This is a genomic window from Streptomyces sp. NPDC041200, assembly GCF_055591805.1.
Genome location: NZ_JBVIZF010000001.1, coordinates 9,889 through 26,116, shown reverse-complemented (window position 1 = coordinate 26,116; position 16,228 = coordinate 9,889). Strand labels below are relative to the sequence as shown.

The window sequence follows — 16,228 nt, the reverse complement described above, 5'->3', positions numbered from 1 at the left end:
ATATCAGGGATTTGCCTATTGGCTCAGTCCTTGATCTCCGAGCCGACGCGGAGAACTCCCGCCCTGCCACCGTCCGTGCCCGGGCACTTTCGCTTCGACGTCTTGGCGTTGCCGACCCAGGGGCCGTAGAACGTGACCTCCACGCCGCGAGTGTCCACGCACACTACCTTCACCCGGTGTGCGCCGACCTGGCCGAGGCCGGAGCAATAGGCGTAGCCAGTGGTGCCGTTCTTGGACCATGTGTTGCAGTCTACGGAGCGAACTCCGATATCGCCGTCTTCCGCGAGGGCGGAGGGTGTGATGAGGCTGGCGCCCATCACCATTCCCGCGACGGCGAGGAATGCCTTCTTGCGATTCATACGTGTTCCCCGTGATTTCGATGACTCGTGCTTGTGACGGGCAGGCGGGTCGGGCCTACCGGGCGTCACATGAGTTCGACCTGGTAGCCCGCCTTGTAGACGCCCACCCGGCCGCCCTCGGTGCCGGGGCACTTGCGGCTCGACCACTCGCCGCTCTTGCCCTTCTTCCAGGGGCCGTAGAAGACCGCTTTGATACCGCGGGAGTCGATGCAGGTGACCTTCGCCCGATATTGGTCGAACCGGGCCAGGTTGGAGCACTTGGCAGATCCCGTGGTTTGCGTGTGCTTTGAGGTGCAGACGTAACCAGGTTTGATGGTATTACCCGTGGAGTCAGCCGCGGAGGCGGCGGGCGCCATCAGGATGCTTGCGGTGGCGGCGACGACCACAGCGGCCGCCGCCGATCCGGCTTTGAAGCTCATTGATTCCCCGTGTGTCAGGGGAGGCGCGCAGGACTGCCCACAGAAAGGCATTCCTCTTGCGTCCCCCGTACGTTGCATGCCCAGTCGGCATTGCGGCCATGACTTTAAGCATGGGCCAGTGCCGACGACAAGAGGCCGTGCACAGAAGGCTGTTGGGAATTTCGCCGGACCAGGGCCCGGGAGTGGGGATCACGGCCGCGCAGTGGGCAATGGGCGGAAATGTGACCGTTCCCTTCTGCCGAAGGCACCCGCGCAGGCAGAATTGCGGACATGGATGCGGGACTTGCGGCGCTGGTGGGGGCTGCCCTCGGGGCGGTCGCTTCATTGGGGGCCGCATCGGGCAGTGGGCGGACCCAGGCGCGTTCGCAGCATGACCAGTGGCGTCGGCAGGTGCGTCGTGAGGCGTATACGCAGTACCTGGTCGTCCTCCACGATCGCGATGTGGCGGTGGACGACGTGCTGCGCTCGCTCGGTGCGGAGGCTCCTGATCAGGCGGTCGTCGAGGGCTGTGGCGGGGGGGTGTTCTGGGCGCCGGGGACTGACACGTTGGGCGCGTTGGGGGGAATGCGTTGGCGGGGCGCCGGTGTAAGAGGCTTCGTACGACATCGACATGAGGAATCCCGTGAACGCCATCGACGCACTCGTCCAGCTGTGCCCGCCTCCTGCCGATCCGCCGCGGCCGGTCGACTGGGGCGCGGTCGAGGCCACCCTCGGCATGCGACTGCCCGCGGACTACAAGTGGCTCGCCGCCGCTTACGGGCCCGGGCATTTCGCCGATTTCATCGGCATTCGTCATCCGCATGGGTACACCGAGTACAGCAACCTCACCGGCCGCATGCCCGGCATCATCCGCGAGTACCTCCAGCAGGACTACGACCAGGGCAAGGCTCCTGTCCCTTGCCATCCGCGGCGTCTGTTCACCATGGGCCGCACAGACAACGGCGAAGACCTTTTCTGGATCACCGACCCGCCGGACGCCCCCGACACCTGGCGCATCGCCGTGAACGAGGGTCGTGGGTTTCGCTGGTTCACCTTCGACGGCACGCTGACCGCGTTCCTCGTCTCGGTTCTGAGCGGCGAGACCGTGGTCCCCCAGTTTCCCGACGGGCTGCTGGAGGGGCCGGTGGGGTTCACGGTCTCGGCGCCCACGCCTTGGGTGCCTGTCAACGTGAGGGCCCGGCCGCCCGTCGACACGGAGAGCATCCGGGAGTGGGGGCGGGCCCATGGGTACGAGGTGCCCTTTCGCGGGCGTGTGCCGCGCGAGGTTCTCGAGGCCTGGGAGCAGGCTCATCCTTTCTGAGGGGACGGTTCGGGGGGTGAGTGGCCCGCACTCAGCGCACGAGACAGGGCCGCTTGGGGTCGAACGTCCAGTCCGGGATGAGGTGGCGCATCGCGGCCGCGTCGTCCCGCGCGCCCAGCGCCTTCTTCTGGTAAAGCTCGTGGGCGGCGTGGAGCCGGTCCATGTCGAGCTGGATGCCGAGCCCGGGTGTCCTGGGTACGGCGATCTCGCCGTCGACGATGCGCGGCGGGGCCGTGGTGAGCCGCTCCATGCCCTCCTGCCAGATCCAGTGGGTGTCGAGGGCGTTGTACTCGCCCGGGGCGGCGGCGCCGCAGTGGGTCACCATGGCCAGGGAGATGTCGAAGTGATTGTTCGAGTGGCATCCCCAGGTCAGCCCCATCGCGTTGCAGAGCTGGGCCACCCGGACCGAGCCCTGCATGGTCCAGAAGTGCGGGTCCGCGAGGGGGATGGACACGGACTGCAGGGCCAGCGCGTGGGTGAGCTGCCGCCAGTCGGTCGCGATCATGTTGGTCGCCGTGGGAAGGCCGGTGGCACGCCGGAACTCCGCCAGGATCTCGCGGCCCGAGTAGCCCCCTTCGGCCCCACACGGGTCCTCGGCGTAGGCGAGCGTGCCGACCAGCGGCGTGCACAGCTCGACCGCCTCGCGCAGTGACCACGCGCCGTTCGGGTCGAGGGTGATCCGGGCCTGCGGAAAGCGCTCCTTGAGCGCGCGGATCGCCTTGACCTCCTCGGCGCCCTCCAGCACCCCGCCCTTCAGCTTGAAGTCGCGGAAGCCGTACAGCTCGTAGGTGGCCTCGGCCTGGCGGACGATTTTCTCGGGGGTCAGCGCCTCCTCGCGCCGGATCCGGTACCACTGGGCGGACGCGTCGGGTTCGCGGACGTAGTCCAGGTCGGTGCGGTCGGGATCGCCCACGTAGAACAGGTAACCCAGGACCCGGACGGCGTCACGCTGCTGTCCGTCGCCCAGGAGCGCCGCGACGGGCACGTCGAGGTGCTGGCCCAGCAGGTCCAGCAGCGCGGATTCGACCGCGGTGACGGCGTGGACGGTGGTGCGCAGATCGAAGGTCTGCAGGCCCCGGCCGCCGGAGTCGCGGTCCTTGAACCGGTCCCCGATCTCGCGCAGGACGCGCTTGTAGTCACCCACCCCCGCCCCGACGACGAGGGACTCGGCGTCGCGCAGCGTCTGCGTGATCTTCTCCCCACCCGGTACTTCGCCCAGCCCCGTGCGGCCCTCGGAGTCGGTGAGGACGACCACGTTGCGGGTGAAGTAGGGGCCGTGCGCGCCGGAGAGGTTCAGCTCCATGCTGTCGCGGCCGGCGACCGGGTAGACGGCGAACGAGGTGACGGTGGGTTGGCTCATGGAAGTCGTCCTTACGTCCGTGGGGCGCGTGGGCGGTGGGCGGTGGGCGGTGGGCGGTGGGCGGTGGTCAGATGCTGAGGGCGTCGAGACAGGCTTCGACGGCGAGGACCCCGCCGAGGCCGAGGACCGCGAGCGCGGTGGTGTAGGTGGTGCGGGCCTTGATCGCGTCGAGGACGGAGAGGTTGAAGTACTCCTTGAACATCCAGAACCCCGGGTCGTTCACATGGCTGAAGGCGATGGACCCGCAGGAGACGGCGAGGACCATGAGCTCGGGGTGGACTCCGCTTCCGGCGACCAGCGGCTCCACCACACCGGCGGCCGTCACCACGGCGACCGTGGCCGAGCCGAGCGCGATCCGCAGGATGACCGCGACGAGCCAGCCGAGGATGATCGGCGAGATGGACCAGCCGTGGGTGACGTCCTTGATGTAGTCGGATATCCCGCCCTCGACGAGGACGCCCTTGAAGGCGCCGCCCGCGCCGATCACCAGCAGGATCATGGCCATCGCCTGGGCGGCCGAGTTGCAGGACGCGCTGACCTCGGACAGCGGGCGGCCGATGCGCGGCCCGAAGGCCCAGATCGCCAGCAGCAGCGCCAGCAGCAGGGCGACCGGAGCCGACCCGATGAAGGTGACGAACGGCCGGGCCGGGTTGGACTCGGACACGGCCATGTCGTACACCGCCGAGCTGGCGATCAGCACCACCGGGACCAGGGCCACCGACAGCGACCAGGCCATGCTCGGCATCTCGTCCTCGGTGAAGGTGCGGTCGGAGACCAGACCCTTGGGGATGGAGGGGTCCATCTTCCTCACGAACGGGAGGCGCGGCCACACCAGGGCGATGAGCGCCCCGAACGGGATGGCGAAGAACAGGCCGTAGAACAGGGTCAGCCCGACGGAGGCGTGGAACGTGGTGGCCACCGCGGTGGGGCCGGGGTGCGGCGGGAGGAAGCTGTGCATGGTCGACAGGGCGATCGACATCGGCAACCCGACCCAGAGCAGGTTGTTGCGGGTGACCCGGACGATGGTGAACGCGACGGGCACGATGATGACGAAGGCGACCTCGTAGAACATGGTCACGCCGAGCAGCATGGCCGTCACCACCATGGCCACCTGGACCCGGCGGACGCCGAACGCGCCGATGAGTTTGTCAGCGATCCGCTGGGCGGCGCCGGAGTCTCCCATGACGCGGCCCACCATGGCGCCGAGCCCGACGACGAGCATCGTGTCGCCGATCTGGTCCCCGACCCCGCTCGCGAGGACGTCCGGGACCTTTTCGAGGGACACCCCCTGGACCAGTGCGACCCCGACCGCCACCAGCAGAAGGGCGATGAAGCCGTTCAGCTTCAGCTTGGTCATGAGGAACAGCAGGATCAGAACGCTGATTCCGACAACGACAAGAGGCATGGATCAGTTCCCCTTTGAACTGCTCTTGGCAAGTGGTTCCCGCTCGTTGAGGCGCCGTGCGCGTGAGAAGGCGGGACGAAGGTGTGCGGGGGGTGGCAGCGGCCCGGTCGTCACCGGCGGGGGTGGAGCCGGGAGGGGCGACGGGGAGTGTCGGCGGCCGGCGGGCGGATGCGCGTGCCGGCGCCCTTGGCCCCTGGTGTGCTTCAGGGGCGGGCGGGGAGCGGGGCGGGGGGGGGACACGAGGCGCCCCGAACACCCCCGGCTTGTGGGGCGTTCGGTTGCAGACACCAAATCCAAACCCTCCCTTCCCAGCCTCTCCAGCTCGGCGAGATCGCCGGAGGAGGGGTCGGTGAGCGGGGCGCGCACCGGGCCGACCGGCTTGCCGCGCAGCCGGGCGGCGGCCTTGACCAGGGACACGGCATAGCCGGGCACCCGGTCGCGCAGTTCGACCAGCGGGACGTAGAAGTCGCGCAGCAGCCGGTCCATGGTCGCGTCGTCGCCGTCTCGCAGTGCGGCGAAGAAGGCGTTCGCGATCTCGGGGGCGAAGGCGTGGACGGCAGAGGAGTAGGCCGGCACGCCGACGGCCGCGTAGGCGCGTGCCTGCACCTCGGCGGTGGCGGCCCCGTTGAAGAACAGCAACTCCTCGGGGGCGGCCAGGGTCAGGCGCTGGAGCCTGTCCAGGTCGCTGTGTCCGTCCTTGAGGCCGATGACTGTCGGGATCTCCGCGATCCGGCGCAGGCCGTCGACGGAGAACGCCACCTGGTCGCGCTGGTACACGATGAGCGGCAGCCCGGTCCCGGAGGCGATCCGGCGGACCTGCTCCACCAGACCGTCCTGCGGGGCCTTGACCAGGTAGTGGGGGAGCACCAGCGCGGCGTCCGCGCCCGCCTCCTCCGCGATCCGGGCGAAGCGCAGCGCCTGCGCCCAGCCGTAGCCGATGCCGGCGACCACCGGCGTCCGGCCGTCCGCCACCTCCACCGCGGCGGTGATGACCTCGCGGTACTCGTCCTCGTCCAGGGCCGTGAACTCGCCGGTGCCACAGGCCGGGAACACCGCGCCGGGGGCGGTGGCCAGCTGACCGGCCAGATAGGTGCGGTAGGAGTCCAGGTCGAGGCTGCCGTCGTCCCGGAAGCTGGTGAGAGGGAAGGACAGCACACCGCGCGCCATGCCGTCACGCAGCCGCCGCGCGACGTCCTGCACCGTGTTCAAGGTCATGAACTCTTCTCCACATACATGGATTCGGTCTACATATGAAAATGGAGATTAGGGTGGCGTGCACGCCAGGTCAATGGGTGTGCGTCCACCACTTCTCTCCGGAGAGGACTCCGGGGGGACGCGCCTTACGGGCGCGTGCCCAGCTCGCACTCGACGCGCGTCCAGACCCGGGCCTGCTCGCTGAGGGTGATGCCGAGCCCCGGCCGGGAGGACACGTGCATACGGCCGTCACTGATCCGCAGCCGCTCGTTGAACAGCGGCTCCAGCCAGTCGAAGTGCTCCACCCACGGCTCCAGCGGGTAGGCGGCGGCCAGGTGGAGGTGGATCTCCATCGCGAAATGCGGGGCGAGCTGGAGCTGCTGGTGCTCGGCGAGCGCGGCCAGCTTGAGGAACTGGGTGATGCCGCCGATCCGCGGCGCGTCGGGCTGGATGATGTCCGCGGCGTCGTTGCGGATCAGCTCCCAGTGCTCGGCGACGCTGGCCAGCATCTCCCCCGTCGCGATCGGGGTGTCCAGCGAGGCCGCGAGGGCCGCGTGGCCACGGGCGTCGTACGCGTCCAGCGGCTCCTCGATCCAGACCAGGCCGAACTCCTCCAGCGCGCGTCCCATGCGCTGCGCGGTGGGCCGGTCCCACTGCTGGTTGGCGTCGACCATGAGCGGCACCTCGTCGCCCAGGTGCTCGCGCACCGCGGTCAGCCGGCGGAGGTCCTCCTTGCCGTCGGGCTGCCCGACCTTGATCTTGATACCGCCGATGCCGTCGGCCAGGGAGGCGGAGGCGTTCTCCAGCAGCTCCCCGGTGGGAGTGTGCAGGAAGCCGCCGGAGGTGTTGTAACAGCGCACCGAGTCGCGGTGCGCACCCAGCAGCTTGGCCAGCGGCAGACCGGCCCGCTTGGCCTTCAGGTCCCACAGCGCGACATCGAAGGCCGCTATGGCCTGGGTGGACAGTCCGCTGCGCCCGACGGAGGCGCCCGCCCACACCAGCTTGGTCCAGATCTTGGCGATGTCACTGGGGTCCTCGCCCAGCAGCGTGGGCGCGATCTCCTGGGCGTGGGCGAACTGGCCCGGGCCCCCGGCGCGCTTGGAGTAGCTGAAGCCGATGCCCTGGTGCCCCTGTTCGGTGGCCAGTTCGACGAAGAGGAAGGCGACCTCGGTCATCGGCTTCTGCCGTCCGGTGAGGACCTTGGCGTCGCTGATGGGCGTGGCCAGCGGCAGGAACACCGACGACAGCCTGATCCAGGAGATCCTGTCGAGTGTCGCCTCGCCTGCCTGCTGTGCGGCGTCCGGGGTCGGCTTCGTAGAGATCACCACTGAGCGCTCCTGTGAGTGCGGGGCGGAGCGACCGGCGCGCTTCGCGGACCCGGTCGCGGAGTTCGGCGGGCGTGTCTCGCTCGGCCGCCCCTTGAAGCTAAGTCGTGGAACGATCTCCGTCTAACTTAAAATTTGTATGCACTGATACCGGGAGAGCATCATTGTTCACTCTCACCCAACTCACCAGCTTCGTGGCGGTCGCCGAGGAACTGCACTTCACCCGGGCCGCCGAGCGGCTCCAGATGACGCAACCACCGCTGAGCCGCCAGATCCAGCTCCTGGAGAACGACCTGGGGGTCCAGCTCCTGGACCGTACGAACCGCTCGGTCCGGCTCACCCCCGCCGGCCGCGCCTTCCTGACCGAGGCCCGCCGCATCCTGCGGCAGTCCGAGCACGCCGCCCTCGCCGTCCGGCAGGTGTCGACCGGGGAGGCGGGGAGCATCGTCATAGGGTTCACCGCGGCCAGCGCCTATTCCACGCTCGGCACCCTGCTGGAGACCGCCCGCGAGGTCGTGCCGCGCGCGGAGATCGTGCTGCGGGAGATGGTCACCCGGGACCAACTGGAGGACCTCACCGAAAGCCGCCTGGACCTGGGGCTGGGCCGGCCCTCGGTCACCGGCCCCGACCTGCGGACCCGGCCGGCCGTACGCGAACGGCTGCTCGCGGCGCTGCCACGGGGCCACGGCCTGGCGGCGCGCGGCAGGACGCTGGAGATAACCGACTTCGACGGACAGCAGTTCCTGATGTACTCGCCCACCGAGGCCCGCTACTTCAACGAGCTGCTCATCAGCATCTTCCGCGCGGCGCACGTCGCCCCCGTCTTCTGCCAGTACCTGAGCCAGGTCCACAGCATTCTGGCCCTGGTCAACTGCGGCCTGGGGGTGGCCCTGGTCCCCGAGGCCGCCGCCCGGCTCCGCTACGCCGACATCGTCTTCAAACCGATCGAACTCCCCACCCCCAGGCCGGTGGAACTCAACCTCGTCTGGCGTGAGGACAACGACAACCCGGCCCTGCACGCGCTGCTCCGCCGTCTGGGCTCGGACCCGTCGCCGTCGCAGACTCCCCGGGACATCCGGGGCTCTCGCGAAACCGCGTGACACGTCGTCCCCGGGACCGCTCCGGCCGACCCGTAGGTCCGGGTGTCAGGAGCGGCTCGCCTTGGAGGGGCCGAAGAACTCGATCTCGGCGATGGCCACCTGCTTCTTCCCGTCGGCTCCGTAGGCCGACTGGATGGTGAAGCGGACCGCGGTGACGTTCTGGGCGCGGAACTTGCGGCGCTGGAAGCCCGCGCCCTGGTCGAGGTTGAGTTCGCGGACGGTGGTCTTGCCGTCGTCCGTGGTGACGCGGGCCTCGATGCGGTGCGGCAGGGCGGACTTGGTGAGGGTGTCGCCGTGGCCGGACTGGCCGGGCGTGATGCCGATGTCCAGCAGGCGTACCGGGTCCCGGAAGCGGGCCTCCAGCCACTCCCCCTGGGCGGACTGGGTGACGCCCGGGCCCCACCAGGAGTTGCTGACCACGTCGAACGCCTTCTCCGGGCCGTGCTCGGGGAACGAGCGGGACGCCTTGACGGAGTCCGGGGAGAGCGGGGCGCGCTTCGCGAAGTGGTCGCGTACGGCGCTGACGGCCTGCGGGGTCTGGAACAGGGCCCAGCCCACCAGGGCCAGCACCGCCGCGAGGGCCACCCAGCGCAGGATGCGGCCGATCTGGTGGCGCAGGCGGGGGCGGTCGCCCGCCCAGGGCTGTTCCCGGTTGCGGTAGTCGAACAGCCGCCGCCACCAGGGGAGGCGGGCCGGGTTCTCCGGGCCCTGGGCCATGGGCATGGCGCAGCGGGCGCAGAAGTGGCGGTCGGGGCGGTTGGCGACGTGGCACCAGGGGCACGCGACGCCGCCGTGGTTCTCGGGCGCGACCGGGGCGCGGACCTCGGGACGGGCGGGTTCCGGGCGGCCCGGGAGGACCGGCGCTACGGACGGGGGGCGTGCCGGTTCGCCCTGCGGGTCGGCCACGGGCACGAGCAGGGCCCGCGCCCGGTCCGCGTCGCTTTGGGGGTTCGGGGGCGGGGGCGGGGTGGGGTTCGCGTGCTGGTTGTGGTTCCAGGGCTGGGTCTGGTTCTGGTTCCCGTCCGTGGCGGGGTTGGGTGCGGGGGCGTTGGTCCCGGGCGCGGTCGCCCGGGGTACGGGGCGGGTCGGGTCGGCGTCGCCGGTGGGGTTGCCGCCGGAGTTGCCGGTGACCGGCCAGTCGTCGGCGCCCGCCGGGCCGGACGGGGTGGGCGCGCCGGTCCGGACGTCGGCGCGCGGCGCCGGGTCCGTCCCCTGGGCCGTGGGTGCGGCGCCGCCGTCGGGGCGGCCCTGGTACGCGCGCGGGTCGTGGTCGCCGCGCTGGCCCGGCCCGTGGGCGGCGCCGGGGCCGCCCACGGAGCCGGGCGGGCCGAACGTGCCGGGCGCCGTCCCGCCATCGGCCCACGGGTCCGCACTGGGGGCGCCGTGGCGGTCCGTACCGGAGGTGGCAGGGCGACGGGCCGGGGCGGGATCGGGCAGGACCGCGTTGCAGCCTTCGCAGAAGGACTGGCCCGGCTCGTTCCGCGTGCCGCACTCGTCGCAGGTCAGGGTCGGCTCTTCGGTGCCGCTGCCGCGGCTGCCGGGGGCCTGACTGGGGCTCATCTCTGGGTGGTCCTTTCGGCTGCGGTCACCTGGACCGTGTACGGGACGTGGGCGGGACGGGCGGCGGCCACGAGTTCGTCGAGGCGGTGTTCGTCGGCCGGGGTCGGGGACGGCAGGCGCAGGGTGACGTGCAGGCCGGGGCGGGGCTGGCCGGGGAACGAGCCCCGGGGGCGCGCACTCCACGTGGCGCCGCCGCTTTCGGTGATCTCGGGTTCGACGCCGAAGGCGAGCCGTACCGTCTCGGCCAGGCCGAACCGGGTGCCGCGCACGCGGTGCAGGTACGCGGCGGCGGCGACCGCGGCGCGCAGCCGGGCCTCGCCCTCGGGGTGGTCGTCCTCGATGCCGTCCGTCTCGGCGCCGATCCACCAGCCGAGCCAGCGGGCGAAGTCGGCGGGGGCGAGGGCGGGGCTGAAGTAACTCTCCTGGCAGTCCAGGGTGTTGAGGATGGGGGCCAGGACCTCGTCGAGACCGGCGATGAAGCGCTGCGCGAGGTCGTCGTCGGCGAAGACGGCGGGCAGCATCATGCCGAGCGGGGAGGAGGAGGCCAGACCGTCGATCGATCCCCTCATGGCGTACCTCCGATCAGGCGGTGGCTCATGCCGAGTCCCCGATCACCCGGACGCGGTGGTCGTAGGAGAAGACCAGGGACGGCGGGTCGAGGTCGATGCGGTCGGTGCGGTCGCCGCGTTTGCCGGTCAGCGGGTCGGCGGCGTGCAGCCGTACCTCGTCGACCAGTTCCACCCCGGGCACCCGCTGCAGCACCGCGAAGATCTCGCCCGCCTGGACCGGGCGGCCGAAGGGCCAGCCGGTGCCGTCCGCGCCGCCGGTGAGCGGGTCGAGGTGGCGGTAGAGGGCGTCGTGGGCGTCGCGCCGTACGCGGTCGGCGTCGATGCCGCGGAAGGCGTGCACGGTGGCGACGACGGTGACGCCCTGGTAGTACGGCGGGCCGACGGCCAGCCGGGTGCCGATGAGCCGCCGTTCGTCCAGGTGGCGGGTGATGCGCTGGAGGAGCGCGTCGGCGGGGACGAGCTGTTCGAAGCGGAGCCGCCCGCCGGGGTCGGGGACGGCGTGGGGGACGACGAGGACGCGTACCGCGTACGAGCCGTACTCCTCCACCTGGCCCTCCAGGCAGGTGATGCGGGCGGTCTCGGGGGCGGCGCGGCGGGCGAGTTCCTCGTAGTCCCGCAGGGTCACGGCGCGGTCCTGGGCGCGCAGTGTGATGGGGGCGCGGGCCTTGGCCTCCTCGACGGTCTCGCCGTCGACCCCGCCCTGGGCGGCCTCCCGGTTGACGACCTCGGCGACGTACGGGACGGAGTCGCGGAGGGTACGGATGGCGCCGCGCGCCACGTTGCCGGTGCGCCCGCCGCCGGTGCGGTAGCGGCGGGCGCGGATCACGGCGCCCTTGGGCGGGACGGCACCGTACTGGCGCAGGGTGCCGTCGGGTTCGCGGACGGCGGGGCCGAAGGCGATCTCGCCCGTCGCCGCGTCGAGGGTCAGGTGCCGGTCGTGCGGGCGGGAGGCGGCGAAGTGCGGGACGACGTCCCAGTCGGTCCAGCCCTCCTGCCCGGCGTAGTCGGCCACCTGGAGGTGGAGCGGGGGCACGTCGCCGACGACGGGGGCGTGGGCGAGCCGCAGCCGCTGGCCGGGCAGCCCGGTGGACTCGCCCAGCGCCTCGTCGTACACCGTCTCGGCGTGGACGGCGGGCACGGTGCCGCCCATGGTGAACGCCTCGGCGGAGCGCACCGTGGGCGAGGTGGTGTAGAAGGGCTGGTCGGCGGCGGGTTCGGTGACCCGGCAGCGCAGCCAGCCCGCCTCCTTGCGGCCGGTGCGGGAGAGGATGTGTCCGCCGGGGATGTGCAGGACGACGTCGCCGGGGCGGTTGAGGCCACCGGTGGTGTCCTGGTCGACCTCGCACTCCGTCCAGCCCTCGGCGGTCCACGCCTCCCAGACCAGCGGCGGCTGCCGCGGGTCGACGCCGACGCCGTCGACGCGGCTGTCGAGCCGCAGCGCGACGGCGCAGTGCGGGACGGCGGCGCTGAGGCCGAGCAGCATGCAGTCGCCGGGTGACGGGGATTCGGCGAAGCACAGCAGGTCGGTGCCCTCGATGAGGTCCGTGGTGCGGTCGGTGACCTGTTCGCCGCTGTGCTGGACGGCGAGGTGGCTCAGTTCGCTGGGGATGACGGTGAGTTCGCGCTCGGTGGCGAAGACGACCGGTTCCTCGCTGTCGGCGCGCAGGGTGGCGGTCTCCGTGCCGACGGGCACGCGGACCGGGTCGTCCTGCGGCGCGGACAGCCAGAACGTGACGTCGGTGCGGGCGGCGGACGGCGGGAAGAGGGTGATGCCGACGAGGTCGAGGAAGGCCAGGTGGTTCTTCTCGGGGATCCGGTTGAGCCGGTACACGATCTGGTCGGCCATGTGGGCGACGGTTTCCACGAGGGTCACACCGGGGTCGGACACGTTGTGGTCGGTCCACTCCGGGGCGCGCCGCTGGATGTAGCGCTTGGCGTCGTCGACGAACTGCTGGAAGCGCCGGTCGTCGAGGTTCGGGGAGGGCAGTGCCATCAGCGATCGCTTTCGGTGGCCGGTCCGCCGCCGTCGCCGGGGCGGTCGCCGGGCCCGTCGCCGGGACCGGAGGAGGACGGGTCGGGGTCGTCGTGGGAGGGGATGACATAGAACGGGAAGACGAGGTTGCGCGGGTTGTTGGTGCCGCGGATGACGTAGCGGACGTCGATGTAGAGCACCCCCTGCTCGTCGCTGTCGCCCGCGGTCACCTCCACCTCGCGCACCTCGATACGGGGCTCCCAGCGGTCCAGGGTGGTGAACACCTCGTGCTGGATGCGGCCCGCGGTGGCCTCGTTGACCGGGGCGAAGACCAGGTCGTGGATGGCGCAGCCGAACTCCGGGCGCATGGGGCGCTCGCCCGGGGCGGTCGCGAGCACGAGCCGGATGGCCTCCTCGATCTCCCGCTCGCCGCTGACCAGGGCGATGCCCCCGGTCGGGCTGATGCGCAGCGGGAAGGACCATCCGGAACCGACGAACTGCCCGGCCATCAGACCACCACCGGGACGTGGCTGTTGATCGTGACGAGGCCGGTCAGGGCGACCGAGGTGCCGCCGATGGTGATGGCGCCGGGGGTCATCATCGTGAACGTCGCGGGCAGGACGTTGACCGCCCCGGCCGTCACGCTCAGGGCCCCGGTCTGGATCGATCCGCTGCCGCCCTTGATGTTGAAGGCGGCGCCCGCGGTGGCCGACAGGGCTCCGCCCGCGTTGAGGGTGAGCGCTCCCCCGGCGTTCAGGTTCATGCTGCCGCCCGCCCGCAGGCTCAGGTTGCCACCGGCCTGGACGGACACCGCCCCGGTTCCCTTGATGACGACGGTGCCCTTGCTGTCCACGGTGATCTCGGTCTTGGTGCGGTCCAGGTTGATGGTGAGCCGGTCGTTGCCCGTGCTCAGCCGCACCCCGCGCTTGCCGATCTTCTGGCTGAGCAGGTCGAGGCGGTTGTTCTCCCGGTCGGCGACGGTGTGCCGGGTCGCCTTGCCCTTGAGCGCGTCGTGCAGCGGTACGTCGCCCGGCTTCGGCTTGTCCTTGCCGTTGTAGAGGCCGCCGATGACGTACGGGTGGTCGAGGGCGCCGCGGTCGAAGGCCACCAGCACCTCGTCGTTGACGTCCAGCGGGAAGACGCTGCCGCCGCCCACCCCGGCCCACTGCACGGTGCGGGTCCAGTCGCTCACGTAATCCGGGTCCAGCCAGGGGAACTTGAGCTTCACCCGGCCCTGCTTGAGCGGGTCCTTCACATTGGTGACGATCCCGTTGGCCACGGACGGCATGCGGGAGGCGGCCGCCGCGCCGCCGGAGGCGAGCCCGTACAGGGACCGCCACTGGCGGCCGCTGACGGTCACCCAGGTCGTGTACGGCTTGCTCTTCTCGAAGACGTGGCGGACACCGGTCGTCGTGTACTTGCCGTCGAAGGGCTTGCCGACGTCCCGCAGCGTCACCGGGATGTCGGCGCGCAGCTTGGGATTCCCGTGGACGGTCACCTCCATCTCGGCGAAGGCCGACGTCACGTCGTCCGCCAGCGCCTGCGCGGCCCGGCCGACCTCGCCCTGCTGGTCGTACGGGAACGCGGTGTCGACCAGCTTGGTCGCCTTGAACTTCTCCGCGCCCTCGCCCGGCTTGGCGCCGTTGGCGAGGGCCGGGTTGCTCTTGGTGGGCGCCTGGGCGGTGATGGCCTTCTTGCTCTGCACGTTCCAGCCGCGCGCCTGCGCCTGGGGCACCTGGTCGGCCGAGGTGACGGAGGCCCGGCAGCGCAGCACGTCCACGCCGCCCTGGAGTACGAACGGGCTCTTGTCGCCGTCCGTGGTCGGCGGGGGCGCCCCGGAGGCGCTCTTGCGGCTGACGAACTGGAACTTCCCGTCCCCGTCCAGGAACATCACCTTCTTGTTGTCCTCGGCGAGCCGGGCGAGGAAGTCCCAGTCGGTGATGTTGTCCTGGGTGATGAAGTCGTAGGTGGTCTTGGTCGGTTCGATCCGGCCCGGGGTGACCCCGCTCTTCCCGATCAGCCGCTTGGCGATGTCGGAGGCCCGCATGGCGGTGTACCCGGCCACCCGGCGCTGGCGCAGCATGCGGTGGCCGAGGTCGTAGCCGCGGACGACGGTGAACGCGCCGGTGGAGTCGTAATCCGTCTCCAGCCCGGTGACCTCGCCGGTGAACAGCGGATCCTGCGTCCCCTTGCCGCCTGCGACGGGCGCCAGGACCACCTTCGTCCCGATTTTGATCTTCGCCAGTCCCAGCACCGCCCGCTTCGGGTCGCGGAAGGTGAGCTGGAACGCGCCGGGCACCCCCGCCCCGAAGTCCACCCAGGCCTCCGCCAGCAGCGGTGCGACCTTGACCGGGTGCAGCGGGGTGCCGTCCAGCTTGACGTGGATGATGCTGGAGTACGAGATCGGCGGCATCAGGCGGTCACCTCCTCGACGGCGGGCAGGATGAGTTCGGTGCCGGGCGCGAGGCGGGACGGGTCGTCGATGCCGTTGGTCTCGGCGATCACCCGCCAGACGGTGGCGTCCCCGTACTCCCGCCAGGCCAGCGACTGCAGCGAATCGCCCGCCACGAGGCGGTGGACGCGGCGCGCGGTGAGCGCGCCGGACGTCGGGTTCTGCCCCTTCGTCTTGCTCGGTATCTCGTGCAGGCTCACCTGGCAGGTGGCACGGATCGGCACGCCGGTGGTGCCGAACAGGGTGTACGTGACGTCCACGGACTCCACGTACGCGGTGAAGCGGGCCGTGGAGAACGAGCCCCACTGGAACACCACCCACGGCGTGGACGGCTGCTTGGCGGAGAGGCTGGACGCCGTCACCTCGCAGCAGGAGAAGAGCGCCTCGACCTTCTTCAGCACCTCGTTGCTGTCCGGCTGGTCCGAGGAGTCGAGGAAGACGTCGATGTTCAGGGTGCGCGGTTCGGGCCCCATGAACTCCGGCTGCGAGCCGTCGCGGACGGCCGGGCTCGGGGTGTACTTCCAGTCCGTGCGGCGGCTCATGGTGAGCTGGGCGGGGTTGAAGTCGAAGTCGAAGTTCTTGATCAGCCCGCCGGGGGTGGTGCTCTGGCCGACCGGGGGCTCGTGGATCGCGAGCGAGGCGCGCACCAGGCTCTTGCCCGCGCCGCCCTTGCCGCCGCCGCGGCCGCCGCCGGGGTTGCCGCCGCGGCCGCCGCCTTTGCCTCCTGCGCCGCCTTTGGTGGCCATCTACGCCGCCCCCGCGTCCGTGAACCCGTGGTGGGTGATCTCCAGGACCTCCGTGGCGACCGCCGGGCTGTCCGGGCTGAGCGACGGCCCCTGCCACCGCACCGGCAGCACGTCGAGCAGCCCCCACTGGGCCACCACCGAACCGTCCGCCCGCAGCGCGGCGATCTGCCCGGTGGGACGGGTGACCCCCGTGGTGATCGACGAGACCCACGCCGCCACCTTCGCCGTGTCGGGGGTGAGGGGGCGGGTCAGCCGGATGCTGGAGAAGGTGACGCGGGACGGCAGCTGCCAGACGAAGCCGTTGTTGCCGCCTTCCTGGTGGTGCTCGATCTCCACCTCGGACGACAGCCCCTCGCAGCCGTTGAAATACCCCAGGCTCTCGCCGTCGATGGTGAGGGTGAAGAAGATCGTGGATCCCGGGTCGAGATCACTGGGCATCGGGGGCGGCCTTTCTTTCTTACGGGTCA

14 protein-coding genes and 1 pseudogene are annotated in these 16,228 nt (G+C 71.0%); 2 read left to right on the top strand and 13 right to left on the bottom strand.

Annotated features, from left to right (window positions below; genetic code table 11):
* Positions 1-23: 23 nt before the first annotated feature.
* Together ACZ6CL_RS00110 and ACZ6CL_RS00105 are read right to left on the bottom strand one after the other, a co-directional pair.
* Positions 24-359 carry a hypothetical protein gene (locus tag ACZ6CL_RS00110; protein ID WP_468929152.1) on the bottom strand — a complete coding sequence of 112 codons (336 nt, stop codon included), beginning with the start codon at positions 357-359 and terminating at the stop codon, positions 24-26.
* 65 nt (positions 360-424) lie between these two features.
* Positions 425-778, bottom strand: coding sequence for a hypothetical protein (locus ACZ6CL_RS00105; protein WP_468929150.1), 354 nt, complete (start codon positions 776-778; stop codon positions 425-427).
* A 622-nt stretch (positions 779-1,400) separates the two neighbouring features.
* Here ACZ6CL_RS00105 and ACZ6CL_RS00100 point away from each other — a divergent pair.
* Positions 1,401-2,078 carry an Lsr2 family DNA-binding protein gene (locus ACZ6CL_RS00100; RefSeq protein WP_468929148.1) on the top strand — a complete coding sequence of 226 codons (678 nt, stop codon included), beginning with the start codon at positions 1,401-1,403 and terminating at the stop codon, positions 2,076-2,078.
* A gap of 31 nt (positions 2,079-2,109) precedes the next feature.
* Here ACZ6CL_RS00100 and ACZ6CL_RS00095 read toward each other — a convergent pair whose 3' ends face one another.
* From ACZ6CL_RS00095 to ACZ6CL_RS00080, 4 genes and pseudogenes are all read right to left on the bottom strand, one after another.
* The gene (locus ACZ6CL_RS00095) at positions 2,110-3,438 is read right to left on the bottom strand and encodes an enolase C-terminal domain-like protein (RefSeq protein WP_468929146.1); all 1,329 of its coding nucleotides are present in this window, start codon (positions 3,436-3,438) and stop codon (positions 2,110-2,112) included.
* Between the two features lie 67 nt (positions 3,439-3,505).
* The gene (locus tag ACZ6CL_RS00090; RefSeq protein ID WP_468929145.1) at positions 3,506-4,843 is read right to left on the bottom strand and encodes a gluconate:H+ symporter; all 1,338 of its coding nucleotides are present in this window, start codon (positions 4,841-4,843) and stop codon (positions 3,506-3,508) included.
* 279 nt (positions 4,844-5,122) lie between these two features.
* A pseudogene (locus ACZ6CL_RS00085) lies at positions 5,123-6,058 on the bottom strand (5-dehydro-4-deoxyglucarate dehydratase); the annotation flags it as partial.
* 125 nt (positions 6,059-6,183) lie between these two features.
* On the bottom strand, positions 6,184-7,365 hold the full coding sequence (locus ACZ6CL_RS00080) for an L-talarate/galactarate dehydratase (RefSeq protein WP_468929142.1): 1,182 nt from the start codon (positions 7,363-7,365) through the stop codon (positions 6,184-6,186).
* Between the two features lie 161 nt (positions 7,366-7,526).
* Between ACZ6CL_RS00080 and ACZ6CL_RS00075 the strand changes: the two genes are divergently transcribed.
* On the top strand, positions 7,527-8,462 hold the full coding sequence (locus ACZ6CL_RS00075) for a LysR substrate-binding domain-containing protein (RefSeq protein WP_468929139.1): 936 nt from the start codon (positions 7,527-7,529) through the stop codon (positions 8,460-8,462).
* A 45-nt stretch (positions 8,463-8,507) separates the two neighbouring features.
* Here ACZ6CL_RS00075 and ACZ6CL_RS00070 read toward each other — a convergent pair whose 3' ends face one another.
* The 7 genes from ACZ6CL_RS00070 to ACZ6CL_RS00040 are packed head-to-tail and all read right to left on the bottom strand — an operon-like array spanning position 8,508 to position 16,199.
* Complete coding sequence (locus tag ACZ6CL_RS00070; RefSeq protein WP_468929137.1) at positions 8,508-10,022, bottom strand: NADase-type glycan-binding domain-containing protein; 1,515 nt, start codon at positions 10,020-10,022, stop codon at positions 8,508-8,510.
* The gene (locus tag ACZ6CL_RS00065; protein WP_468929135.1) at positions 10,019-10,591 is read right to left on the bottom strand and encodes a phage tail protein; all 573 of its coding nucleotides are present in this window, start codon (positions 10,589-10,591) and stop codon (positions 10,019-10,021) included. Before ACZ6CL_RS00065 ends, ACZ6CL_RS00070 begins: the two co-directional genes overlap by 4 nt.
* Positions 10,592-10,616: 25 nt before the next feature.
* A complete protein-coding gene (locus tag ACZ6CL_RS00060; protein WP_468929132.1) occupies positions 10,617-12,584 on the bottom strand; it encodes a putative baseplate assembly protein in 1,968 nt (655 codons plus the stop codon).
* A complete protein-coding gene (locus ACZ6CL_RS00055) occupies positions 12,584-13,072 on the bottom strand; it encodes a GPW/gp25 family protein (protein WP_468929130.1) in 489 nt (162 codons plus the stop codon). The genes ACZ6CL_RS00060 and ACZ6CL_RS00055 overlap by 1 nt, the downstream gene beginning before the upstream one ends.
* The gene (locus tag ACZ6CL_RS00050) at positions 13,072-14,976 is read right to left on the bottom strand and encodes a VgrG-related protein (protein ID WP_468929127.1); all 1,905 of its coding nucleotides are present in this window, start codon (positions 14,974-14,976) and stop codon (positions 13,072-13,074) included. The genes ACZ6CL_RS00055 and ACZ6CL_RS00050 overlap by 1 nt, the downstream gene beginning before the upstream one ends.
* Positions 14,976-15,761: a CIS tube protein gene (locus ACZ6CL_RS00045; RefSeq protein ID WP_468929125.1), complete on the bottom strand. Its 786-nt coding sequence runs from the start codon at positions 15,759-15,761 to the stop codon at positions 14,976-14,978. Before ACZ6CL_RS00045 ends, ACZ6CL_RS00050 begins: the two co-directional genes overlap by 1 nt.
* Positions 15,762-16,199, bottom strand: a complete 438-nt coding sequence (locus tag ACZ6CL_RS00040; RefSeq protein WP_468929122.1) for a phage tail protein — start codon at positions 16,197-16,199, stop codon at positions 15,762-15,764.
* Positions 16,200-16,228: the final 29 nt, after the last annotated feature.